Source organism: Streptomyces silvisoli, assembly GCF_029269905.1.
In the GTDB taxonomy this organism is placed as follows: domain Bacteria; phylum Actinomycetota; class Actinomycetes; order Streptomycetales; family Streptomycetaceae; genus Streptantibioticus_A; species Streptantibioticus_A silvisoli_A.
Window position 1 is genome coordinate 43,150 of the sequence record NZ_JARJBC010000009.1, and the last position, 18,346, is coordinate 61,495.

Annotated in this window: 17 protein-coding genes and 1 tRNA gene; 7 read left to right on the plus strand and 11 right to left on the minus strand. The window is 70.8% G+C overall.

The window, feature by feature from the left end:
* Positions 1–46 precede the first annotated feature (46 nt).
* The 4 genes from P3G67_RS16250 to P3G67_RS16265 all read right to left on the minus strand — a co-directional run bounded on the left by P3G67_RS16250 (position 47) and on the right by P3G67_RS16265 (position 2,522).
* Positions 47–871, minus strand: coding sequence for an MBL fold metallo-hydrolase (locus P3G67_RS16250; RefSeq protein ID WP_276094141.1), 825 nt, complete (start codon positions 869–871; stop codon positions 47–49).
* The gene (locus P3G67_RS16255; protein WP_276094142.1) at positions 871–1,788 is read right to left on the minus strand and encodes an NUDIX hydrolase; all 918 of its coding nucleotides are present in this window, start codon (positions 1,786–1,788) and stop codon (positions 871–873) included. The genes P3G67_RS16250 and P3G67_RS16255 overlap by 1 nt, the downstream gene beginning before the upstream one ends.
* Positions 1,789–1,860: 72 nt before the next feature.
* The gene (locus P3G67_RS16260; RefSeq protein ID WP_269855561.1) at positions 1,861–2,322 is read right to left on the minus strand and encodes a RidA family protein; all 462 of its coding nucleotides are present in this window, start codon (positions 2,320–2,322) and stop codon (positions 1,861–1,863) included.
* A 41-nt stretch (positions 2,323–2,363) separates the two neighbouring features.
* On the minus strand, positions 2,364–2,522 hold the full coding sequence (locus P3G67_RS16265) for a DUF4177 domain-containing protein (protein WP_017947820.1): 159 nt from the start codon (positions 2,520–2,522) through the stop codon (positions 2,364–2,366).
* 124 nt (positions 2,523–2,646) lie between these two features.
* Here P3G67_RS16265 and P3G67_RS16270 point away from each other — a divergent pair, with 124 nt between their 5' ends.
* Both P3G67_RS16270 and P3G67_RS16275 read left to right on the plus strand, forming a co-directional pair.
* Positions 2,647–3,708: an ArsA-related P-loop ATPase gene (locus tag P3G67_RS16270; protein WP_276094143.1), complete on the plus strand. Its 1,062-nt coding sequence runs from the start codon at positions 2,647–2,649 to the stop codon at positions 3,706–3,708.
* The gene (locus P3G67_RS16275) at positions 3,705–5,039 is read left to right on the plus strand and encodes an ArsA family ATPase (RefSeq protein ID WP_276094144.1); all 1,335 of its coding nucleotides are present in this window, start codon (positions 3,705–3,707) and stop codon (positions 5,037–5,039) included. Before P3G67_RS16270 ends, P3G67_RS16275 begins: the two co-directional genes overlap by 4 nt.
* On the opposite strand, the gene P3G67_RS16280 is transcribed toward P3G67_RS16275, so the two are convergent.
* Positions 5,021–5,350 carry a WhiB family transcriptional regulator gene (locus tag P3G67_RS16280; RefSeq protein WP_269855219.1) on the minus strand — a complete coding sequence of 110 codons (330 nt, stop codon included), beginning with the start codon at positions 5,348–5,350 and terminating at the stop codon, positions 5,021–5,023. The two genes, P3G67_RS16275 and P3G67_RS16280, sit on opposite strands and share 19 nt — an antisense overlap.
* Before the next feature lie 395 nt (positions 5,351–5,745).
* Here P3G67_RS16280 and P3G67_RS16285 point away from each other — a divergent pair, with 395 nt between their 5' ends.
* A complete protein-coding gene (locus P3G67_RS16285; protein ID WP_276094145.1) occupies positions 5,746–7,956 on the plus strand; it encodes a transglycosylase domain-containing protein in 2,211 nt (736 codons plus the stop codon).
* Between the two features lie 108 nt (positions 7,957–8,064).
* Here the strand turns inward: P3G67_RS16285 and P3G67_RS16290 are convergent, their stop codons facing one another.
* A complete protein-coding gene (locus tag P3G67_RS16290) occupies positions 8,065–8,529 on the minus strand; it encodes a GatB/YqeY domain-containing protein (RefSeq protein ID WP_276094146.1) in 465 nt (154 codons plus the stop codon).
* Between the two features lie 77 nt (positions 8,530–8,606).
* Between P3G67_RS16290 and P3G67_RS16295 the strand changes: the two genes are divergently transcribed.
* The 4 genes from P3G67_RS16295 to P3G67_RS16310 all read left to right on the plus strand — a co-directional run bounded on the left by P3G67_RS16295 (position 8,607) and on the right by P3G67_RS16310 (position 12,957).
* Positions 8,607–9,536 carry a metallophosphoesterase gene (locus tag P3G67_RS16295; RefSeq protein WP_276094147.1) on the plus strand — a complete coding sequence of 310 codons (930 nt, stop codon included), beginning with the start codon at positions 8,607–8,609 and terminating at the stop codon, positions 9,534–9,536.
* Positions 9,537–9,609: 73 nt separating this feature from the next.
* Positions 9,610–9,683, plus strand: a tRNA-Pro gene (locus P3G67_RS16300).
* A gap of 265 nt (positions 9,684–9,948) precedes the next feature.
* Complete coding sequence (locus P3G67_RS16305; protein ID WP_276094148.1) at positions 9,949–11,055, plus strand: PP2C family protein-serine/threonine phosphatase; 1,107 nt, start codon at positions 9,949–9,951, stop codon at positions 11,053–11,055.
* A gap of 102 nt (positions 11,056–11,157) precedes the next feature.
* Complete coding sequence (locus tag P3G67_RS16310) at positions 11,158–12,957, plus strand: S9 family peptidase (protein ID WP_276094149.1); 1,800 nt, start codon at positions 11,158–11,160, stop codon at positions 12,955–12,957.
* An 11-nt stretch (positions 12,958–12,968) separates the two neighbouring features.
* On the opposite strand, the gene P3G67_RS16315 is transcribed toward P3G67_RS16310, so the two are convergent.
* From P3G67_RS16315 to P3G67_RS16335, 5 genes are all read right to left on the minus strand, one after another.
* The gene (locus P3G67_RS16315; protein ID WP_276094150.1) at positions 12,969–13,760 is read right to left on the minus strand and encodes an SURF1 family protein; all 792 of its coding nucleotides are present in this window, start codon (positions 13,758–13,760) and stop codon (positions 12,969–12,971) included.
* Positions 13,761–13,826: 66 nt separating this feature from the next.
* Complete coding sequence (locus P3G67_RS16320; RefSeq protein ID WP_276094151.1) at positions 13,827–14,969, minus strand: hypothetical protein; 1,143 nt, start codon at positions 14,967–14,969, stop codon at positions 13,827–13,829.
* The gene (locus tag P3G67_RS16325; RefSeq protein ID WP_391858270.1) at positions 14,966–15,655 is read right to left on the minus strand and encodes a SigE family RNA polymerase sigma factor; all 690 of its coding nucleotides are present in this window, start codon (positions 15,653–15,655) and stop codon (positions 14,966–14,968) included. Before P3G67_RS16325 ends, P3G67_RS16320 begins: the two co-directional genes overlap by 4 nt.
* Positions 15,656–15,913: 258 nt before the next feature.
* Complete coding sequence (locus P3G67_RS16330; protein WP_269855227.1) at positions 15,914–16,987, minus strand: aspartate-semialdehyde dehydrogenase; 1,074 nt, start codon at positions 16,985–16,987, stop codon at positions 15,914–15,916.
* A complete protein-coding gene (locus tag P3G67_RS16335; RefSeq protein ID WP_269855228.1) occupies positions 16,984–18,255 on the minus strand; it encodes an aspartate kinase in 1,272 nt (423 codons plus the stop codon). Before P3G67_RS16335 ends, P3G67_RS16330 begins: the two co-directional genes overlap by 4 nt.
* Positions 18,256–18,346 lie beyond the last annotated feature (91 nt).

Below are 18,346 nucleotides of genomic sequence, written 5' to 3' on the forward strand. Positions count from 1 at the left end.
GTTGAGGTCCGTATCCCAGCCGCGCCCCCTTGGGGCCTCGCCCGCCTCAGATGAGGCCGTGTTCGCGCAGGTAGTCGAGCTGGGCCCGTACGGACAGTTCGGCGGCGGGCCACAGGCCGCGGTCGACGTCCGCGTAGACCTGGGCCACGACCTGCGCGGGCGTGGTGTGCCCCTGCTCCACCGCGGTCTCCACCTGGGCGAGCCGGTGGGCGCGGTGCGCCAGGTAGTACTCGACGGCGCCGCGTGCGTCGGACAGCACCGGGCCATGCCCGGGCAGAATCGTTTCCACGGCCCCGTCAGCGGTCAGCGCCCGCAACCGGCGCAACGAGTCCAAGTAGTCGCCGAGCCGCCCGTCGGGGTGGGCCACCACGGTCGTACCGCGCCCGAGAACCGTGTCGCCGGTCAACACCGCCCGGTCTGCGGGCAGTTGGAAGCACAGCGAGTCCGCCGTATGACCCGGCGTCGGCACCACCCGCAGTTCGAGCCCGCCGGTGCTGATCACATCGCCGGCCGCCAGGCCCTCGTCGCCGAGCCGCAGCGCCGGGTCCAGCGCGCGGACGTTGCTCCGGGTCAGCTCGGCGAACCGCGCGGCGCCCGCGGCGTGGTCCGGGTGGCCGTGGGTCAGCAGCGTGAGCGCGACGCGCTTGCCCATGCTCTCGGCGACGGCCAGCACATTGCGCAGATGCGTCTCGTCCCGCGGCCCCGGGTCGATCGCCACGGCGAGGTCGGAGTCGGGCTCGCAGACCAGCCAGGTGTTCGTACCGTCCAGCGTCATGGGCGACGGGTTCGGCGCCAGTACGCACACCGCGCGCGCGGTCGCGGGCCCGCCGACGGAGGGCTCGGGGGCGCCGGGCAGTATCGCGGCGGTCATCACTCGGCTCCTCGGGTGTCGTCCGCGGCGACGTCCTCGGACGACCGCCTCGGTATGCGTCGGGTGAACTCGTCGTGCCCCGGCCAGCTCAACACGATCTCCTCGCCGTCGAGTCGGGCGCGCGCCAGAACCGGTTCCAGGTCGCGGGCACCGCAGTCGGCGTGGGCGGCGGCGACGGACCCGTACCGGGCCAGCGGCCGCAGCGTGGCGATGGTCGGCGGCATCATCAGCAACTCGCCCTGGTCGTAACCGGATGCCGCCTCCCGGGGCAGCAGCCACGCCGTGCGGTCCGCCTCACCGGAGACGTCGCGGGTGCGCTGGCCTTCGGGCAGTGCCGCCAGGAAGAACCACGTGTCATAGCGGCGCTCCTCGAACTCCGGGGTGATCCACCGCGCCCAGGGGCCCAGCAGATCGGACCGGAGCACCAGTTCACGGCGTGCCAGGAAATCGGCGAACGAGAGCTCACGGCTGACCAGCGCCCGGCGGTCCGCCTCCCAGTCCTCGCCGGTGGTGTCCGCCACCACCGAGTCGGCGTCCGGACCGGCGAGCAGCACCCCGGACTCCTCGAACGTCTCCCGTACGGCCGCGCACACGACGGCCTGCGCGGTCGCCCCCGGGTCGCCGTCCGACGTCAGCCCGAGCCGCTCCGCCCACACCCGCGGCGACGGCCCCGCCCAGCCGACGGGGCGCTCGTCGCGCGGGTCGACACCGCCGCCCGGATACGCGTACGCGCCTCCGGCGAAGGCCATGGAGGCGCGTCTGCGCAGCATGTGGACCTGCGGTCCGGCCGCGGAGTCCCGCAGCAGCAGGACGGTCGCGGCCCGGCGCGGTGGTACGGGCGTGAGCGCACCGCCCGCGAGGGCGCGGATCCGGTCCGGCCAGGTCGACGGGAACCACTGCCCGTTGGTCGTGGTCATGCCGTAACGCTATCGCTGGATGTCCGCTATTTCTCCCCCGGTTCCGGTCCGGCCGGGCTCGCGGACCGCGGGCTACTCGACCTCGACCTGGATCTCCACCTCGACCGGCGCGTCCAGCGGCAGCACCGCGACGCCCACCGCGCTGCGCGCGTGCACGCCCTTGTCGCCCAGCACCTCGCCCAGCAGTTCGCTGGCGCCGTTGAGCACGCCCGGCTGGCCGGTGAAGTCCGGCGCGGAGGCGACGAAGCCGACCACCTTCACGACCCGCTTGACGCGGTCCAGGTCGCCGATGACCGACTTGACCGCGGCCAGCGCGTTGAGCGCGCAGGTACGGGCCAGGTCCTTGGCCTCCTCGGCGGTGACCTCCGCACCCACCTTGCCGGTGAGCGGCAAGGTCCCGTCCACCATCGGGAGCTGGCCCGCGGTGAAGACGTAGCTGCCGGACTGAACGGCGGGCTGGTAGGCGGCCAGCGGAGGAACGACGTCCGGAAGCTTCAGACCGAGCGAGCCGATCTTCTCCTCAACCGCGCTCAGGCCCGCCCGTCCGCCCTCGTTCGAGGCGCTTCGCGGCGCAGTCATGACTTCTCCCTCTTGAGGTAGGCCACCAGCTGCTCGGGGTTGTTCGGCCCGGGAACGACCTGGACGAGCTCCCATCCGTCCTCGCCCCAGGTGTCCAGGATCTGCTTCGTGGCGTGTACGAGCAGCGGCACAGTCGCGTATTCCCACTTGGTCATGGCTGTGACTGTAATGCCTCGTCCCGGCGCCACCGCCGCCAGACCACCACGAGCCGCACGGCCGACGCGAGAGCCGACCCGGCCCGGTGCGTAGATCCAGAACCGACTGGTTAGGCTCACAAGGGTGAGCGCCCAACACTCAGCCGCGCCGCCGGCGGCGGCCGCGCAGCAGGCGACCCGGCTCCACATCGTGACGGGCAAGGGCGGGACCGGGAAGACCACGGTCGCCGCCGCCCTCGCGCTCGCCCTCGCGGACGAGGGGAAGCGCACCCTCCTGGTCGAGGTCGAGGGGCGGGGCGGCATCGCCCAACTCTTCGAGACGGAAGCGCTGCCGTATGAGGAGCGCAAGATCGCCGTGGCGCCCGGCGGCGGGGACGTCCACGCCCTGGCGATCGACCCCGAGCTGGCGCTGCTCGACTACCTGGACATGTTCTACAAGCTGGGCCGGGCCGGCCGCGCCCTGAAGAAACTCGGCGCGATCGACTTCGCGACCACGATCGCGCCCGGCCTGCGGGACGTCCTGCTGACCGGCAAGGCGTGCGAGGCGGTGCGCCGCAAGGGCACGTCCGGCGGACGGGCCTACGACGCGGTCGTGATGGACGCCCCGCCGACCGGGCGCATCACCCGCTTCCTCAACGTGAACGACGAGGTGGCGGGCCTGGCCCGGTTCGGCCCGATACACAACCAGGCGCAGGCCGTCATGCGGGTGCTCAAGTCGGCCGAGACGGCGGTGCACCTGGTGACACTGCTGGAGGAGATGCCGGTCCAGGAGACGGTGGACGGTGTCGCCGAACTGCGCGCCGCCGGGCTGCCGGTGGGCGCGGTGGTGGTCAACATGCTGCGCCCCGCGGTACTGGACGAGGCGGCGGTGCGCATCACCTCCAGCACGGAGCGGCGCGGTCACCGCGCGGCGGTGGCCAAGGCCCTGTCCCAGGCGGGCCTCGGCGGCGCGCGCCGCGGCGGGCTGGCGGAACGGCTGGTGGACCCACTGCTGGAGCAGGCGCGCGAGCACGCGGAGCGGGTGGCGCTGGAGCGCCGCGAACGCGCCGAGATCGCGGGGCTGGGCCTGCCGACGTACGAACTGGAACTGCTCGGTGACGGCATCGAGGTGGGCGGCCTGTACCGGCTGGCCAACTCGCTGCTGGAACAAGGGATCGCGGGTACGCAGAGGAAGGGCGGGCGATGAGCTGGCAGGCCCCGTTGCTCGACATCGATCCGCTGCTCGACGACCGTGAGACGCGGATCATCCTGTGTTGCGGCTCGGGCGGGGTGGGCAAGACCACGACGGCCGCGGCCCTGGGGCTGCGGGCGGCCGAACGCGGCCGGACGGTCGTGGTGCTGACCATCGACCCGGCGCGGCGGCTCGCGCAGTCGATGGGGCTCACCGAACTGGACAACACACCGCGCCGGGTGGACGGCATCGACGAGTCCGCGGGCGGTCAACTGCACGCGATGATGCTGGACATGAAGCGGACGTTCGATGACATCGTCGTCCAGCACGCCGAGCCGGAGCGCGCCCAGGCGATCTTGGAGAACCCGTTCTACCAGTCGCTTTCCGCGGGTTTCGCGGGCACGCAGGAGTACATGGCCATGGAGAAGCTCGGCCAGCTGCGGGCCCGCGACGAGTGGGACCTGATCATCGTGGACACCCCGCCGAGCCGCTCCGCGCTGGACTTCCTGGACGCCCCCAAGCGCCTCGGCTCGTTCCTCGACGGCAAGTTCATCAAGTTGCTGATGGCCCCGGCGAAGGCGGGCGGACGTGCCGGGATGAAGTTCCTCAACGTCGGGCTGTCGATGATGACCGGCGCGCTGAACAAGGTGGTCGGCGCGCATCTGCTGCGGGACGTTCAGACGTTCGTGGCGGCGATGGACACCATGTTCGGCGGTTTCCGCAAGCGCGCGGACGCCACCTACCGGCTGCTCCAGGCGCCCGGTACGGCGTTCCTCGTGGTGGCGGCGCCGGAGCGGGACGCGCTGCGCGAGGCCTCGTACTTCGTGGAGCGGCTGGCGGCGGAGCGCATGCCGTTGGCCGGGCTGGTGCTGAACCGGGTGCACGCCAGTGGTGCGGCGCGGTTGACGGCGGAACGGGCGCTCGCCGCCGCCGAGGCGTTGGAGGATTTGGCGGCGGAGTGGCCCGGCGCCGGAGATCCGGCGCCAAGTACCGTCACCGCTGCGGAAGTTGGCGATCCGGTGGACTGCCCCGCCGTGGAAAATCTTACCGACGGCCGGATTGCCGATCACGTCACAGGGAAAACTGAGGGCAAGACCTTCACCGAGGAGATCCTCGCCGAGCCGGACGGGCTGGCCGCGGAGAGCCTGGCGGCGGGCCTGCTGCGGCTGCACGCGGAGCGGATGCAGGTGGTGGCCCGGGAGGGCCGCACCCGCGAGCGTTTCGCCTTGGTGCATCCGGACGTGCCCGTCGCCGAAGTCGCCGCGCTGCCCGGTGACGTACACGACCTGGAGGGTCTGCGGGCGGTGGGAGAGCGGTTGGCGAACGGTCAGCCGGCCGCCGCGTAGTCCTCTTCCACCTCGGCGGTCAGCAGGCCCATGCTGCGCTCGTACTCATGGCGGGCGGTCTCCAGCAGTCTGCGCCATGAGGTGACCGTCGGGCGGCGGCGCAGCAGTGCCCTGCGCTCGCGCTCGGTCATCCCACCCCACACGCCGAACTCCACGCGGTTGTCGAGCGCGTCCGCCAGGCACTCGGTACGCACCGGGCATCCGGTGCACACCGCCTTGGCCCTGTTCTGCGCCGCCCCCTGGACGAACAGTTCGTCCGGATCTGTGGTGCGGCACGCTGCCTGCGCGCTCCAGTCGGTAACCCAGCTCATGCTGGCGCCGTCCTCTCCCGAATCGGGGCTCCCCCACGGCGGCAGCGGCATATTCACCGCCGCCAGTTGAGGACGTTACGGAAGGAGGACACGGCACAACAGCCCTTTCAGGCCCAATCTTGAATGGCCCGAATGGACTATGCGTGCGCGACAGATCACCCACCGGAGTGAGCGTGTTTCGGAGCCGCTTTCAAACCGGCAACTCGGGGCATAACGGTCACATTGCCGGGGATATTGCTCAAGGCCCCTGGCATATGCCGGAATCGGGACAGTTCTCATCACCCACAAGAGTGACAATGAGAGGCAAACGCCCGACTCACTGACGCGTCCGTCTTCCACAGGTTAGGCGAACAGGTGGGCGTACGTCCTCAGAATCGACACGTAGGCTGCTCCCCATGGCCTACAAGCGCTCCGGCGGGGGTCTGGCGACGACCCGGCAAGCCGCCAAGTTCCTCGGTGTCAGTGTGCTGTCCGGGGTGGTGCTGGCAGGCATCGCGCTGCCCGCCACCGGCGCCATCGGGCTGTCCGCCAAGGGCACGGTCGCGGACTTCAACGCGCTGCCCGGCGAACTCAAGCGCCCGCCGCTGAGCCAGGCGACGAAGATCCTGGACGCCAACGGGGGCCTGATCGCCACCGTCTATTCGCGCGACCGCACCTCGGTTCCGCTCAGCCAGATCAACCCGGCCATGCAGAAGGCGATCGTCGCGATCGAGGACTCGCGCTATTGGCAGCACGGCGCGATCGACATGAAGGGCATTCTGCGCGCGCTCAACTCCAACGCCGCGTCGGGCGGCGTCTCCCAGGGCGCCTCCACGCTCACCCAGCAGTACGTCAAGAACGTGTTCATCGAGGAGGCCGGCGACGACCCCGACAAGGTCGCTCAGGCCACCCAGCAGACCATCGGCCGCAAGATCAAGGAACTGAAGTACGCGATCCAGGTCGAGAAGGAACTGGGCAAGAAGCAGATCCTGGAGAACTACCTCAACATCACGTTCTTCGGCGAACAGGCGTACGGCGTTCAAGCGGCCGCCCAGCGGTACTTCAGCACGGACGCCAAGGATCTGACCCTCGACGAGGCGGCCCTGTTGGCTGGAATCGTTCAGTCACCGACCCACTACGATCCGATCGCCTACCCCAAGGAGGCGATCACGCGCCGGAACACGGTGCTCAAGCGGATGGCCGACCTCGGCGACATCACCCGGGCGCAGGCCACCGAGGCGCAGGCCAAGCCGCTGGGCCTGAAGCCCAGCACCCCGAGGAACGGCTGCATCACCGCCGTCAGCGGCGCGGGCTTCTTCTGCGACTACGTGCGCGAGACCTTCCTGAACAACCCGGTCTTCGGCAAGACCCGGGAGGACCGCGCCAAGCGCTGGACCACCGGCGGCATGACGATCAGGACCACACTGGACCCGCAGGCCCAGCAGTCCGTCCAGGCCTCCATCCAGAAGCACGTCTACGAGACCGACCCGGTGGCCACCGCCGTGACCCTGGTGCAGCCAGGCACCGGCAAGATCGTGGCGATGGGCCAGTCGCGGCCCTACGGCTTCGGGGAGAACGAGACCCAGATCAACTACAACGTGGACCAGTCGATGGGCGGCGGCCGGGGCTTCCAGTCCGGTTCGACGTTCAAGCCCATCACGGCCGCGGCGGCGATCGACGGCGGCACCAATCCCAACACCGTTTATCCGGCGCCGTACTCGATGACGTACCCGAGCCCGGTCAACACCTGCGGCAAGCCCTGGGTCAACACCTACGGCTCGACGCTGTCCAACGAGGACAAGTCCGAGGTCGGGCCGATGAACATGCAGAAGGCCACGGCCCTTTCGGTCAACACGTACTACGTGCAACTCATCAGCGACATCGGGGTCTGCCCGGTGACGCAGATGGCCTCGAAGATGGGTGTGCACCGGGCGGACGGCAACCCGATCGACCAGGTGCCGTCGATCACCCTGGGCACCCAGGAGGTCAGTCCGCTGACCATGGCCGCGGCGTACGCCACCTTCGCCAACCACGGCGTCTACTGCACACCGGTCGCCATCGAGTCGATCACCGACGCCAACGGCAAGTCGATGCCCGTACCGCAGAGTTCCTGCACCCAGGCCATGTCGGAGAACACCGCCTCGACGCTCAACACCCTCCTCAAGGGCGTGGTCGAGGACGGCACCGGCAAGCAGGCCGGGCTGCCCGACCGGGACAGCGCGGGCAAGACCGGTACCACGGACAGCCGTTACGCCGCCTGGTTCGTCGGCTACACCTCGAACATGGCCGGTGCGGTCTGGGTCGGCAGCCCCTCGAAGAACCTGTCGATGACCAACATCACCATCGGTGGCGTCTACCACGACAAGGTCTTCGGCGCCGACACCCCGGGCCCGATCTGGAAGGACGCCATGAGCGGCGCCCTCGCGGGCACCCCGGCCGGGAGCCTGCCCACGGTCCCGCTGGCGGGCGGCAACCCGCCGGGCGGCAGCCAGAACCCCAGCCCGAACCCTGGCGACCAGGGGAAGGGCAAGGGCCATGGAAACGGCGGCAACACGTTCCCGTGGCCGACCATCAGCCTGCCGCCGGGTCTGCTGGGCGGCGGCCAGAACGGCGGCAACTGGCCGTAGGAGCAGGACCTGTGACGTGTTTCACGTGAAACAGGCGTTCTAACGACAGGTGGGGCGCCCCCGCAATTCCGGGGGCGCCCCACCTGTGAGCTTTTTATGAGGGCGGTATCAGTCGCCCAGGCGTCGCTTGACCTCGGCGGCGACCCGGCCGCCCTCGGCGCGACCGGCGACCTTCTGGTTCGCCAGCTTCATGATCACGCCCATCGCACGCGGCCCCTCGCTGCCCTGGGAGGCGGCCTCGGCCACGGCTTCGGCGACCAGCGCGGCCAACTCCTCGTCACTGAGCGGCTTGGGCAGGTACTCGGCGAGCACCTCGCCCTCCGCCCGCTCACGCTCGGCGGACTCCGCACGGCCGCCCTTGTCGAAGGCCTCCGCCGCCTCACGGCGCTTCTTGGCCTCGCGGGCGATCACCTTCTCCACCTCGGCGTCGGACAGCTCACGGGCCTCGGTACCCGCGACCTCTTCCTTGTGAACGGCGGTGAGGGTGAGACGGAGCGTGGACGCGCGCAGTTCGTCGCGCGCCTTGATGGCCGCGGTGAGATCGTCCTGAAGCCGGGCTTTGAGCGTGGTCATACCGTGAGTCTGCCATGGGGCATGCGATGGCCGCCGGAAGATTTCCAGCGGTGCGGGACGTCTGCCACGATGGGCGCATGCGCGCTCGTTATGGGATCCCCCTGGGAATTACGGCAGTCGGCGCGGCCTCGGTGGTGTACGCCGCGGGCTTCGAAGTCCGTTCCTTTCGGCTGCGACGGGTCGAGGTCCCCGTGCTGCCGCCGGGGATGCGGCCGTTGCGCGTCCTTCAGATCTCCGACATCCACATGGTGAGCGGTCAGAACAAGAAGCGCCGCTGGCTGCAGTCGCTGGCCGGGCTGCGTCCCGACTTCGTGATCAACACCGGTGACAACCTCTCGGACCCGGAGGCCGTCCCGGAGGTACTGGACGCGCTCGGCCCGCTGATGGAGCTGCCGGGCGCCTATGTCTTCGGCTCCAACGACTACTACGGGCCGAAGCTGCGCAACCCGGCCCGCTACCTGGTGGAGCGCGCGCACGGCAAGCACGGCCTCAACGGCAACCCGCCGGCGCAGGGCGCGATCCACAACCCGTGGCAGGAGATGCGGGACAGCTTCGACACGGCGGGCTGGATCGGCCTGAACAACACGCGCGGCCGGCTCAAGCTGGGCGACGGCACGGAGATCGCGCTCACCGGCCTGGACGACCCGCACATCAAGCGCGACCGCTACGGGATGGTGGCGGGCGGCCCCTCCTCCGACGCCGACCTGTCCCTCGCCGTGGTCCACGCCCCGTATCTGCGTGTCCTGGACGCCTTCACGGCCGACGGCTACCCGCTGATCCTGGCCGGGCACACCCATGGCGGCCAGCTGTGCGTGCCGTTCTACGGCGCCCTGGTCACCAACTGCGACCTGGACACCCGCCGGGTGAAGGGCCTGTCCACCCATCGCGCGGGCGGCCGCACCGCCTATATGCACGTTTCCGCAGGTTGCGGCACAAACCGGTACACCCCGGTACGTTTCGCCTGCCCTCCCGAGGCGACCCTGCTCACCCTGACTCCCGGCGCCTGAGTCCCGCCTCCGGGCGCCGCCAAACCGGATTTCGCCTGCGGTCACGAGTCCGCTAGAGTAGAGCCCGTTGCACCGGGGTGTAGCGCAGCTTGGCAGCGCGCTTCGTTCGGGACGAAGAGGCCGTGGGTTCAAATCCCGCCACCCCGACTGGTGAAACACCTGATCAGGGCCAGTCTCCGCTCGCGTGAGACTGGCCCTGACTCGTTGGGGCGACTTTCTGGGGGGAGCCTGCTCCCGAGTACCCGTCGCTAACGGGTCGCCAGACACGTCCGGAGCAGCCTGTCGAGAGTTCGCGCCGACGGCCCGTGGAGCCCCCACCGGTCGTCACCAACGGCGCCGCCCGGCCCGGCGCCGGGGCAGGTCGCGGCCAGCCGAAGCGCTATGTCCGCATTGTGTCGATATGCTATCGGCTGTGATCAAGCCTGGACGGCTGCGGCTACGTCGTCGTCCCTACGGCCCGTGGCCCCCCGAGCTGCTGTTGCCGGTGATGCTGGCCATTGTCATCGCCAGCCTGGCCTTCGCCACGCCCAGGAGCGTCGCCATCAGCCGCATCCTGCCCGCGGTACCCGCCCTGGCCGCCTCCATGTGGCCCGTGCTTCCCACCGTCCTGCTGGGGACGTTCTGCCTGCTGCTCATGATCGGGATCAGCCTTGAGTTCCCCGATCTGGGGACGTGGTACACCGCCGCGGGGATCATCGCGGTCACCGTGGCGGCCGCGTACGGAAGCCATGTCCGGCTCCAGCGGGAGCAGACCCTCTTCCAGGTCCGGCTCGTCGCCGACGCGGCGCAGCAGGTGGTGCTGAGCCCGATGCCGCGCAGCTTCGGGAGCGTCGAGGTCGAGTCGCTGTACCTCGCGGCCGCGGCGGAGGCCCGCATCGGCGGCGACTTCTACGAGGTGGTCGACACCCGCTACGGGGTGCGGTTGCTCATCGGCGATGTGCGGGGCAAGGGCCTGCCGGCGGTGGGGACGGCCGCGGCGGTGGTCAACTCCTTCCGGGAGGCGGCCTACGACGAGCCTGACCTCGGCGGCATCGCACGCCGTCTGGAGGCCAGCAGCACCCGGCACACCTCCGCGTTCTCCCCCGACGACCTGATGGAGCGCTTCGCCACCGCCCTGCTCGTGGAGATCCCGTACGAGGAGCGGCACATCAGGATCCTCAACTGCGGGCACCCCCCGCCGCTGCTGCTGAACCGCGGGCGACTGCGCGTCCTGAAGCCCACCGATCCCTCGCCACCGCTCAACCTCGCGGAGCTGATCGGCGATCAGTACACCATCGACTCCGTCGACTTCGCCCCTGGCGACGAGCTGCTGCTGTACACCGACGGTGTCACCGAGGCCCGCGACCTCACCGGGGCGTTCTTCCCGCTGGCGGACTGGATGCGGCGGCAGACCCCCATGTGCCCCCGCGACCTGCTCGACCGGCTCCACCGTGACCTGCTGCACTACAGCGGCGGTGGCCTCGACGACGACATCGCCGCCCTCGCCGTGCGGCTGCGCGAGCCCCCGGCCCCCTCGTGAGCCCCGGCCGGCGGGTGGCCGCACCGCCCGCGGCGGACCCGAACGGTGTGCGGCGGGATACCGCCGGTCCGGACGGCGGGCGGTCGGGTTTGAATGGGAGGCATGAGTGATGTCTTCGCTGCCATGCCGGACTGGGAGAAACGCTTCCGGGCGCCGCGCGTGGGGCTGCCTGACTGGGCGCAGGACGCCCCGGAGCGTTCGCTGTACGTCTCCAACGCCACGGGCACGTACGAGCTGTACGCCTGGGACCGGCGCTCCGACACGCGGCGGCAGGTGACCGACCGGCCGAACGGGACCACGGACGGGACGCTGAGCCCGGACGGCGAGTGGATCTGGTGGTTCTCGGACACCGACGGCGACGAGTTCGGGGTCTGGATGCGCCAGCCGTTCGCCGGTGGGGACGACGAGCCGGGGGCACCGGGGCTGGCGCCCTCGTATCCGGCGGGGCTCGCCCTGGGGCGGGACGGCACGGTGGTCGTCGGCCGGTCGCTGGACGACGAGGGCACCTCGATCCATGTGGTCAGGCCTGGCCAGCCGGCCGAGCTGGTCTACCGGCACCCGGAGTCGGCGGGCGTCGGCGACCTCAGCGAGGACGGCACGCTGCTGGCCGTGGAGCACACCGAGCACGGTGACGCCATGCACTCGTCACTGCGGGTCATGACGCTGGACGGCACGACCGTCGCCGAGTTGGACGACACCGCTGGCGGTGAGCGCGAGCTGGGTCTGGAGTGCCTGGGGTTCGCTCCCGTCGCCGGTGACACCCGGCTGCTCGTCGCCCACCAGCGGCGCGGCCGGTGGGAGCCGATGGTCTGGGACGTCACCACCGGCCGGGAGACCGAGCTGGCGATCGACCTGCCGGGCGACGTGGCCGCCGAGTGGTACCCGGACGGCTCCGCCCTGCTGGTCGAGCACACCCACCAGGGGCGCAGCGAACTGTGGCGGTACGCGTTCGCCGACGGCGCGCTGACCCGGATCCCGACGGACCCCGGCACCATCAGCGCGGCGACCGCCCGCCCGGACGGCACGGTGGAGTTCCTGTGGTCGTCGGCCGCGCTGCCGCCCGCCGTACGGTCCAGCACGGGCGCGACCGTGCTGGAGGTTCCCGGCTTCACGGCACCGCCGTCGGTGCCCGCGCATGACGTGTGGGTCGAGGGGCCGGGCGGCCGGATCCACGCGTTCGTACAACAGCCGCGCGGCGACGGGCCGTTCCCCACGGTGTTCGACATCCACGGCGGTCCCACCTGGCACGACAGCGACGCGTTCGCGGCGGCCCCGGCGGCCTGGGTGGACCACGGCTTCGCCGTCGTACGCGTCAACTACCGCGGCTCGACGGGCTACGGGCGGGAGTGGACGGACGCGCTCAAGCACCGGGTCGGGCTGATCGAGCTGGAGGACATCGCGGCGGTAGGGGAGTGGGCGGTCGCCTCCGGGCTCGCGGATCCGGCCAAGCTGGTGCTGGCGGGCGGTTCGTGGGGCGGCTATCTGACCCTGCTCGGCCTCGGCACGCAGCCGCAGGCGTGGGCCGCGGGGCTGGCGGCGGTGCCGGTGGCGGACTACCTGGCGAGCTACGAGGACGAGATGGAGGCGCTCAAGGCGCTGGACCGCACGCTGTTCGGCGGCTCGCCGCAGGAGGTGCCGGACCGGTACGCGGCCTCGTCACCGCTGACGTACGTGGAGCAGGTGCGGGCACCGGTCTTCATCTCGGCCGGGACGAACGATCCGCGCTGCCCGATACGGCAGATCGACAACTACGTCGAGCGGTTGGCGAGCCTGGGCAAGGTGCACGAGGTGTACCGGTACGACGCCGGGCACGGGTCGCTGGTGGTCGAGGAGCGGATCAAGCAGCTGCGGCTGGAGTTGGCGTTCGCCGACCGGGTGCTGGGGCTCGGCGCCGCGGGCTGAGCCGGGGTGGCTCAGGCGTCCGCCGGGTCGGTGATCAGGCCGAGGGCCAGGTCGCGCTGGACCTCGGCCTCCCGGCGGACCAACCGGATCCAGATGAAGACGACGAAGCCCGCGAAGACGAACCACTCGCCGGTGTAGCCCAGGTTCTGGAACGCCCGCATGTCGAGCCCGGTGTTGGGCGCGGCGGCGGGCGGCACCGGCCTCATCGGCGCCTGGCTGTGGGTCAGCGTGACCCAGCCGTCGTAGACCGGGTACGGCACCACGTTGACCAGGGAGGCGGAGCTGATCATGCCGAGCTGACCGGCGGGCAGCCCGCCACTGGCGTTGACGCCGGTGTCGCCGACGCCCTCCGACGCCTGGAGCGTCCCACGCACCGTGGTCTGCCCACCCGGCGCGGGCGGGATGGCACCGGGCGCGGAGGCGTTGCCGGGCAGCCAGCCGCGCACCACGGCCAGCGCGCCGCCGTCGGTGCGCAGCGGGGTGAGGACGTAGAAGCCCTGCCTGCCGTCCAGCGTCCGGCCCGGGACCAGCAGCTGGTGGGCGCTGTCGTACCGGCCGGTGACGGTGACCTCGCGGCCCGCGGCGTCCTGGGTGAGCTGCGCCTTGGCGTTCGGCAGCAGGTCGTGCAGCGGCACCGCGTCGGCGGCCGAGGGCTTGGGCGCCTGCTCGGCCGCGTGCTGCTGGGCGACCCGCGCGTCGAACCGGCTGAGCTGCCACGTACCCATGAAGACGCAGAACGGGATGGCGAGCAGCACGAACAGGTGGATCCCCAGCCAGCGGGGGGTCAGCAGGAACCGGTACACGCCTCAACGGTACGGGCAGCGCCTGTGCCGCCAGGACCCGGCCCCGGCGCGCCGCGCTACGGCGGGCTACGAGGCGGGCAGCGCCGGCGTGCGGTAGACCGTGCCCGCGCAGGCTCCGTTGATGGTGGCGGAGGCGGTGGTCGGCGGGCCCGCGTCGGGGGTGTTGGACAGGGTGATGCCGTTGGCCGCCGGGGGCGACGTGGGCGTACCGCCGCCGCCCGACCCGGAGTCGGAGGACGCCGGGGTGGTGCCGGTGGCGGGAGTGTTGCCCGAGGTCCCGGCGTCGCTGGCGTTCGGCCCGGTGGTGCCGGCACCAGTGGATCCGCCGTTTCCGCCGCCGGTGGCGGTCGACCCGCCGGTCGAGGTCGCGGCGCAGCCGGAGGCGCCGCCGCCCGCGGCCGGGATCCATGCGAAGTCGACCTGGTACGCCTTGCCCGGGGGCAGCGTCACGCTGTCCGGCGCGGTCGCCGGGTCGGGCAGCAGGCTGCTGGCCGGGTCACCCGCGGTGTGGTCCACGACCTGGATCCTGCTGGGATCGGTGGAGCCCTGCGCGGTCACCGCGATCTGGCCCTCGCCGGAGACGGTACAGCTGGTGTTGGAGACGTTGACGACCCGGAACGAGCCGTAGACCCGGCCCTCCTGGTCGGGTGTGCCGGTCTGGGCGGTGCCCCTGCCGAGCTGGGCGCGGGCGCAGCTCGGCGAGGCGACGGTCATCACGCCACCGGGCGGCGCGGTGTCGCCGCGGCTGCCGGAGCGGCTGGCCGAGGGCACCGGGCTGGGCCGCGCCGTGCTGGCGCCGCCCGGTCCGCCGCTGCCGGCCGTACCGGCCGGGCCCGATCCGCCGCCGGCCTGGTCCGTGTCGCCGAGGGCGCCCGGGCTGCTGCCGGTGGTGTGGCTGCTGCTGGTGTTGGCCGCGCCGACGGTGTCGGTGCCGCCGGTGGCGGCGGCGTGCAGTACGGCGGGAACCGCGGTGCCGACGAGCAGTACCCCGGCGGCGGCGCCCACCATGGCCTGGCGGCGTCGGGTGCGGCGGGCGGGGATCGCGTGGCGCAGCCGGTCGAGCGCTTCGGGCTCGGGCTCGATGTCCCGTACCGCGTCCCGCATCAGGCGGCGCAGCGCCAGTTCGTCGAAGTTGTCGGCGGCGTCGTTGAAGTGGTTCTGTTCAGGCATGCCGTCGGGGACATCGGGGTCGGATGGATGCTGGGTCATGCCGGCGCCTCCATGGCGATGCGGAGCGCGGCGATGCCGCGGGATCCGTACGCCTTGACGGAGCCGACGGATATGCCGAGTGTCTCGGCGACCTGGGCCTCGGTCATGTCCGCGAAGTAGCGCAGCACGAGCACCTCGCGCTGGCGGCGCTGCAACCCCCGCATGGAGCGGATCAGTTGGTCGCGCTCCAGCTGCTCGTAGGCGCCCTCCTCCGCGCTGGCCATGTCGGGCATCGGCTTGGACAGCAGCTTGAGCCCGAGGATGCGGCGGCGCAGTGTGGAGCGGGAGAGGTTGACGACGGTCTGGCGCAGGTAGGCGAGGGTCTTCTCGGGTTCACGGACCCTGCTGCGGGCCGAGTGGACCCGGATGAAGGCCTCCTGGACCACGTCCTCGCAGGAGGCGGTGTCGTCCAGGAGCAGTGCGGCAAGGCCGAGCAGCGACCGGTAGTGGGCCCGGTAGGTCTCGGTGAGGTGGTCGACCGTGGTACCCGCAGCCATGGTGCTGTCAGCGCTCACGGCCTCGGAGGGCAACTTGGCGACCGGCCATGGCGCGATCACCGGCAGACCGCCGGACGCCGAGCCGTAGCGGTCCGCCGAGGTGCGCCTGTCGCGCGGGGTCGCGGGTTTGCCGATTGCGGGGGCCTCGCCCCCGGCCCCCCAGGTTGCGATCCCGACTGCCTCTGCCACGACTGTTGGACGCGCATCCCCTGGCCAGGGTTGTACGGCTTCCGCATGCGTACCAACTCATCCCCACTGTCCCGGTTTTCCCGATCCCCGACGAGTGACGTCTATGGCAGGGCACTGACACAAAGACGCTCCCCGCCAACTGCCGGTTGCGGCAAGGCGGGGAGCGAAATTGTCGAACGCGGCGGCTGTCCCCTTCAAGCGGTACAGACCATCAGGTTCGTCACAGGTCCTTCACAAAGAAGGAGACTGTGCGTCCCCTCAGCCGCCGGAGGTCAGTTCCGCGGCGACCAGTTCGGCGATCTGCGCGGTGTTCAGCGCCGCGCCCTTGCGCAGGTTGTCGCCGCACAGGAACAGGTCCAGCGCGTACGGGTCGTCCAGCGCCCGGCGCACCCGGCCGACCCAGGTGGGGTCGGTGCCCACCACGTCGGCGGGGGTCGGGAACTCGCCCTCCCCCGGGTTGTCGCAGACCACGACGCCCGGCGCGCTGCCCAGGATCTCGTGCGCCCTGGCGACCGTCACCTCGTTCTCGAACCGCGCGTGCACGGAGAGCGAGTGGGTGGTGATCACCGGGACCCGCACACAGGTGGCGTTCACCCGCAGGTTGGGCAGGCCGAGGATCTTGCGCGACTCGTTGCGCACCTTCAGTTCCTCGGAGGACCAGCCCTCGTCCTTCAACGACCCCGCCCACGGAACGACGTTGAGCGCGAGCGGTGCCGGGAACGGCCCGAACTCGCCCACCGCGCGCCGGACATCGCCCGGCTGGGTGCCCAGGTTCGTCCCACCGACCTTGCTGATCTGCTCGCGCAACGTGTCGATTCCCGGCTGCCCGGCGCCGGATGCCGCCTGGTACGAGGAGACCACCAGCTCGGTCAGCCCGAACTCGGCGTGCAGCGCGCCCATCGCGACGATCATCGACAGCGTGGTGCAGTTGGGGTTGGAGATGATGCCGCGCGGCCGGATGCGGGCGGCGTGCGCGTTCACCTCCGGCACGACCAGCGGAACGTCCGGATCCATGCGGAACGCACCGGAGTTGTCCACGGCGACCGCGCCCTTGGCGGCGGCGATCGGCGCCCACTGCGCGGAGACCTCGTCCGGAACGTCGAACATCGCCACGTCGACGCCCTCGAAGGCCTCCTCGCTCAGGGCGATGACCTCGACCTCCTCGCCCCGCACCACGAGCTTGCGGCCCGCGGAGCGCGGCGAGGCGATCAGCCGGATCTCTCCCCAGACGTCCTCACGGGACGACAGGATGCCCAGCATCACCGTGCCGACGGCGCCGGTGGCACCGACCACGGCCAGGGTCGGCTTGTCCTTGCGATCGGTAGCGGTCATCGGCCGGTACCTCCGTACACCACTGCCTCGTCGCTCTCGCTGTCCAGGCCGAACGCGGTGTGCACGGCGCGCACCGCCTCGTTGACGTCGTCGGCGCGGGTGACCACCGAGATCCGGATCTCCGAGGTGGAGATCAGCTCGATGTTGACGCCCGCGTTGGACAGCGCCTCGAAGAAGCTCGCGGTGACCCCGGGGTTGGTCTTCATGCCCGCGCCGACCAGCGAGATCTTGGCGATCTGGTCGTCGTAGCGCAGCGACTCGAAACCGACGGCGCCCTTGGTCCTCTCCAGCGCCTCAAGGGCCTTGCGGCCGTCGGTCTTCGGCAGCGTGAAGGAGATGTCGGTCAGACCGGTGGACGCGGCGGAGACGTTCTGCACCACCATGTCGATGTTGATCTGAGCGTCCGCGATGGCACGGAAGATCGTCGCGGCCTCGCCCGGCTTGTCCGGCACCCCGACGACCGTGACCTTGGCCTCGGACGTGTCGTGGGCAACCCCCGAGATGATCGCCTGCTCCATCGGCTGGTCCCCTTGCGGTTCGCTACTGACCCAGGTCCCCTTCAGTCCGGAGAAGGACGAGCGGACGTGGATCGGGATGTTGTATCGGCGTGCGTACTCGACGCAGCGGTGCAGCAGCACCTTGGAGCCGGAGCTGGCCAGCTCCAGCATGTCCTCGAACGAGATCCAGTCGATCTTGCGGGCCTTCTTCACCACCCGCGGGTCGGCGGTGAAGACACCGTCGACATCGGTGTAGATCTCGCACACCTCGGCGTCCAGCGCGGCGGCGAGGGCCACCGCGGTGGTGTCGGAGCCGCCCCGGCCAAGGGTGGTGATGTCCTTCTTGTCGTGGGACACCCCCTGGAAACCGGCCACGATGGCGATGTTGCCCTCGTCGATGGCGGTCTGGATCCGGCCCGGCGTGACGTCGATGATCCGCGCTTTGTTGTGGACCGAGTCGGTGATGACTCCCGCCTGGCTGCCGGTGAACGACTGCGCCTCGTGTCCGAGGTTTTTGATCGCCATCGCCAGCAGTGCCATGGAGATCCGCTCTCCGGCGGTCAGCAGCATGTCGAACTCGCGACCAGCAGGGATCGGAGAAACCTGCTGCGCCAGATCGATCAGCTCGTCCGTCGTGTCACCCATCGCCGATACCACGACGACCACCTGGTGGCCGCTCTTCTTGGCATCGACGATCCGCTTGGCGACGCGCTTGATGCCCTCGGCATCCGCAACGGAGGAGCCGCCGTACTTCTGCACGACAAGGCCCACGTGCGCTCCTCGCAACTGTGTCTTCTGGGGGGACTGCCCCCAGACCCCCCATGGGGGTATGCGTTCGGCTCAGTCTAACGAGCGGGCGGAA

Excerpts from the sequence above, each read along its gene's own strand:
- P3G67_RS16250 (WP_276094141.1), bottom strand. The coding sequence starts at position 871 with ATGACCGCCGCGATACTGCCCGGCGCCCCCGAGCCCTCCGTCGGCGGG.
- P3G67_RS16255 (WP_276094142.1), bottom strand. The coding sequence starts at position 1,788 with ATGACCACGACCAACGGGCAGTGGTTCCCGTCGACCTGGCCGGACCGG.
- P3G67_RS16265 (WP_017947820.1), bottom strand. The coding sequence starts at position 2,522 with ATGACCAAGTGGGAATACGCGACTGTGCCGCTGCTCGTACACGCCACG.
- P3G67_RS16275 (WP_276094144.1), top strand. The coding sequence starts at position 3,705 with ATGAGCTGGCAGGCCCCGTTGCTCGACATCGATCCGCTGCTCGACGAC.
- P3G67_RS16280 (WP_269855219.1), bottom strand. The coding sequence starts at position 5,350 with ATGAGCTGGGTTACCGACTGGAGCGCGCAGGCAGCGTGCCGCACCACA.
- P3G67_RS16285 (WP_276094145.1), top strand. The coding sequence starts at position 5,746 with ATGGCCTACAAGCGCTCCGGCGGGGGTCTGGCGACGACCCGGCAAGCC.
- P3G67_RS16290 (WP_276094146.1), bottom strand. The coding sequence starts at position 8,529 with ATGACCACGCTCAAAGCCCGGCTTCAGGACGATCTCACCGCGGCCATC.
- P3G67_RS16295 (WP_276094147.1), top strand. The coding sequence starts at position 8,607 with ATGCGCGCTCGTTATGGGATCCCCCTGGGAATTACGGCAGTCGGCGCG.
- P3G67_RS16310 (WP_276094149.1), top strand. The coding sequence starts at position 11,158 with ATGAGTGATGTCTTCGCTGCCATGCCGGACTGGGAGAAACGCTTCCGG.
- P3G67_RS16320 (WP_276094151.1), bottom strand. The coding sequence starts at position 14,969 with ATGACCCAGCATCCATCCGACCCCGATGTCCCCGACGGCATGCCTGAA.
- P3G67_RS16330 (WP_269855227.1), bottom strand. The coding sequence starts at position 16,987 with ATGACCGCTACCGATCGCAAGGACAAGCCGACCCTGGCCGTGGTCGGT.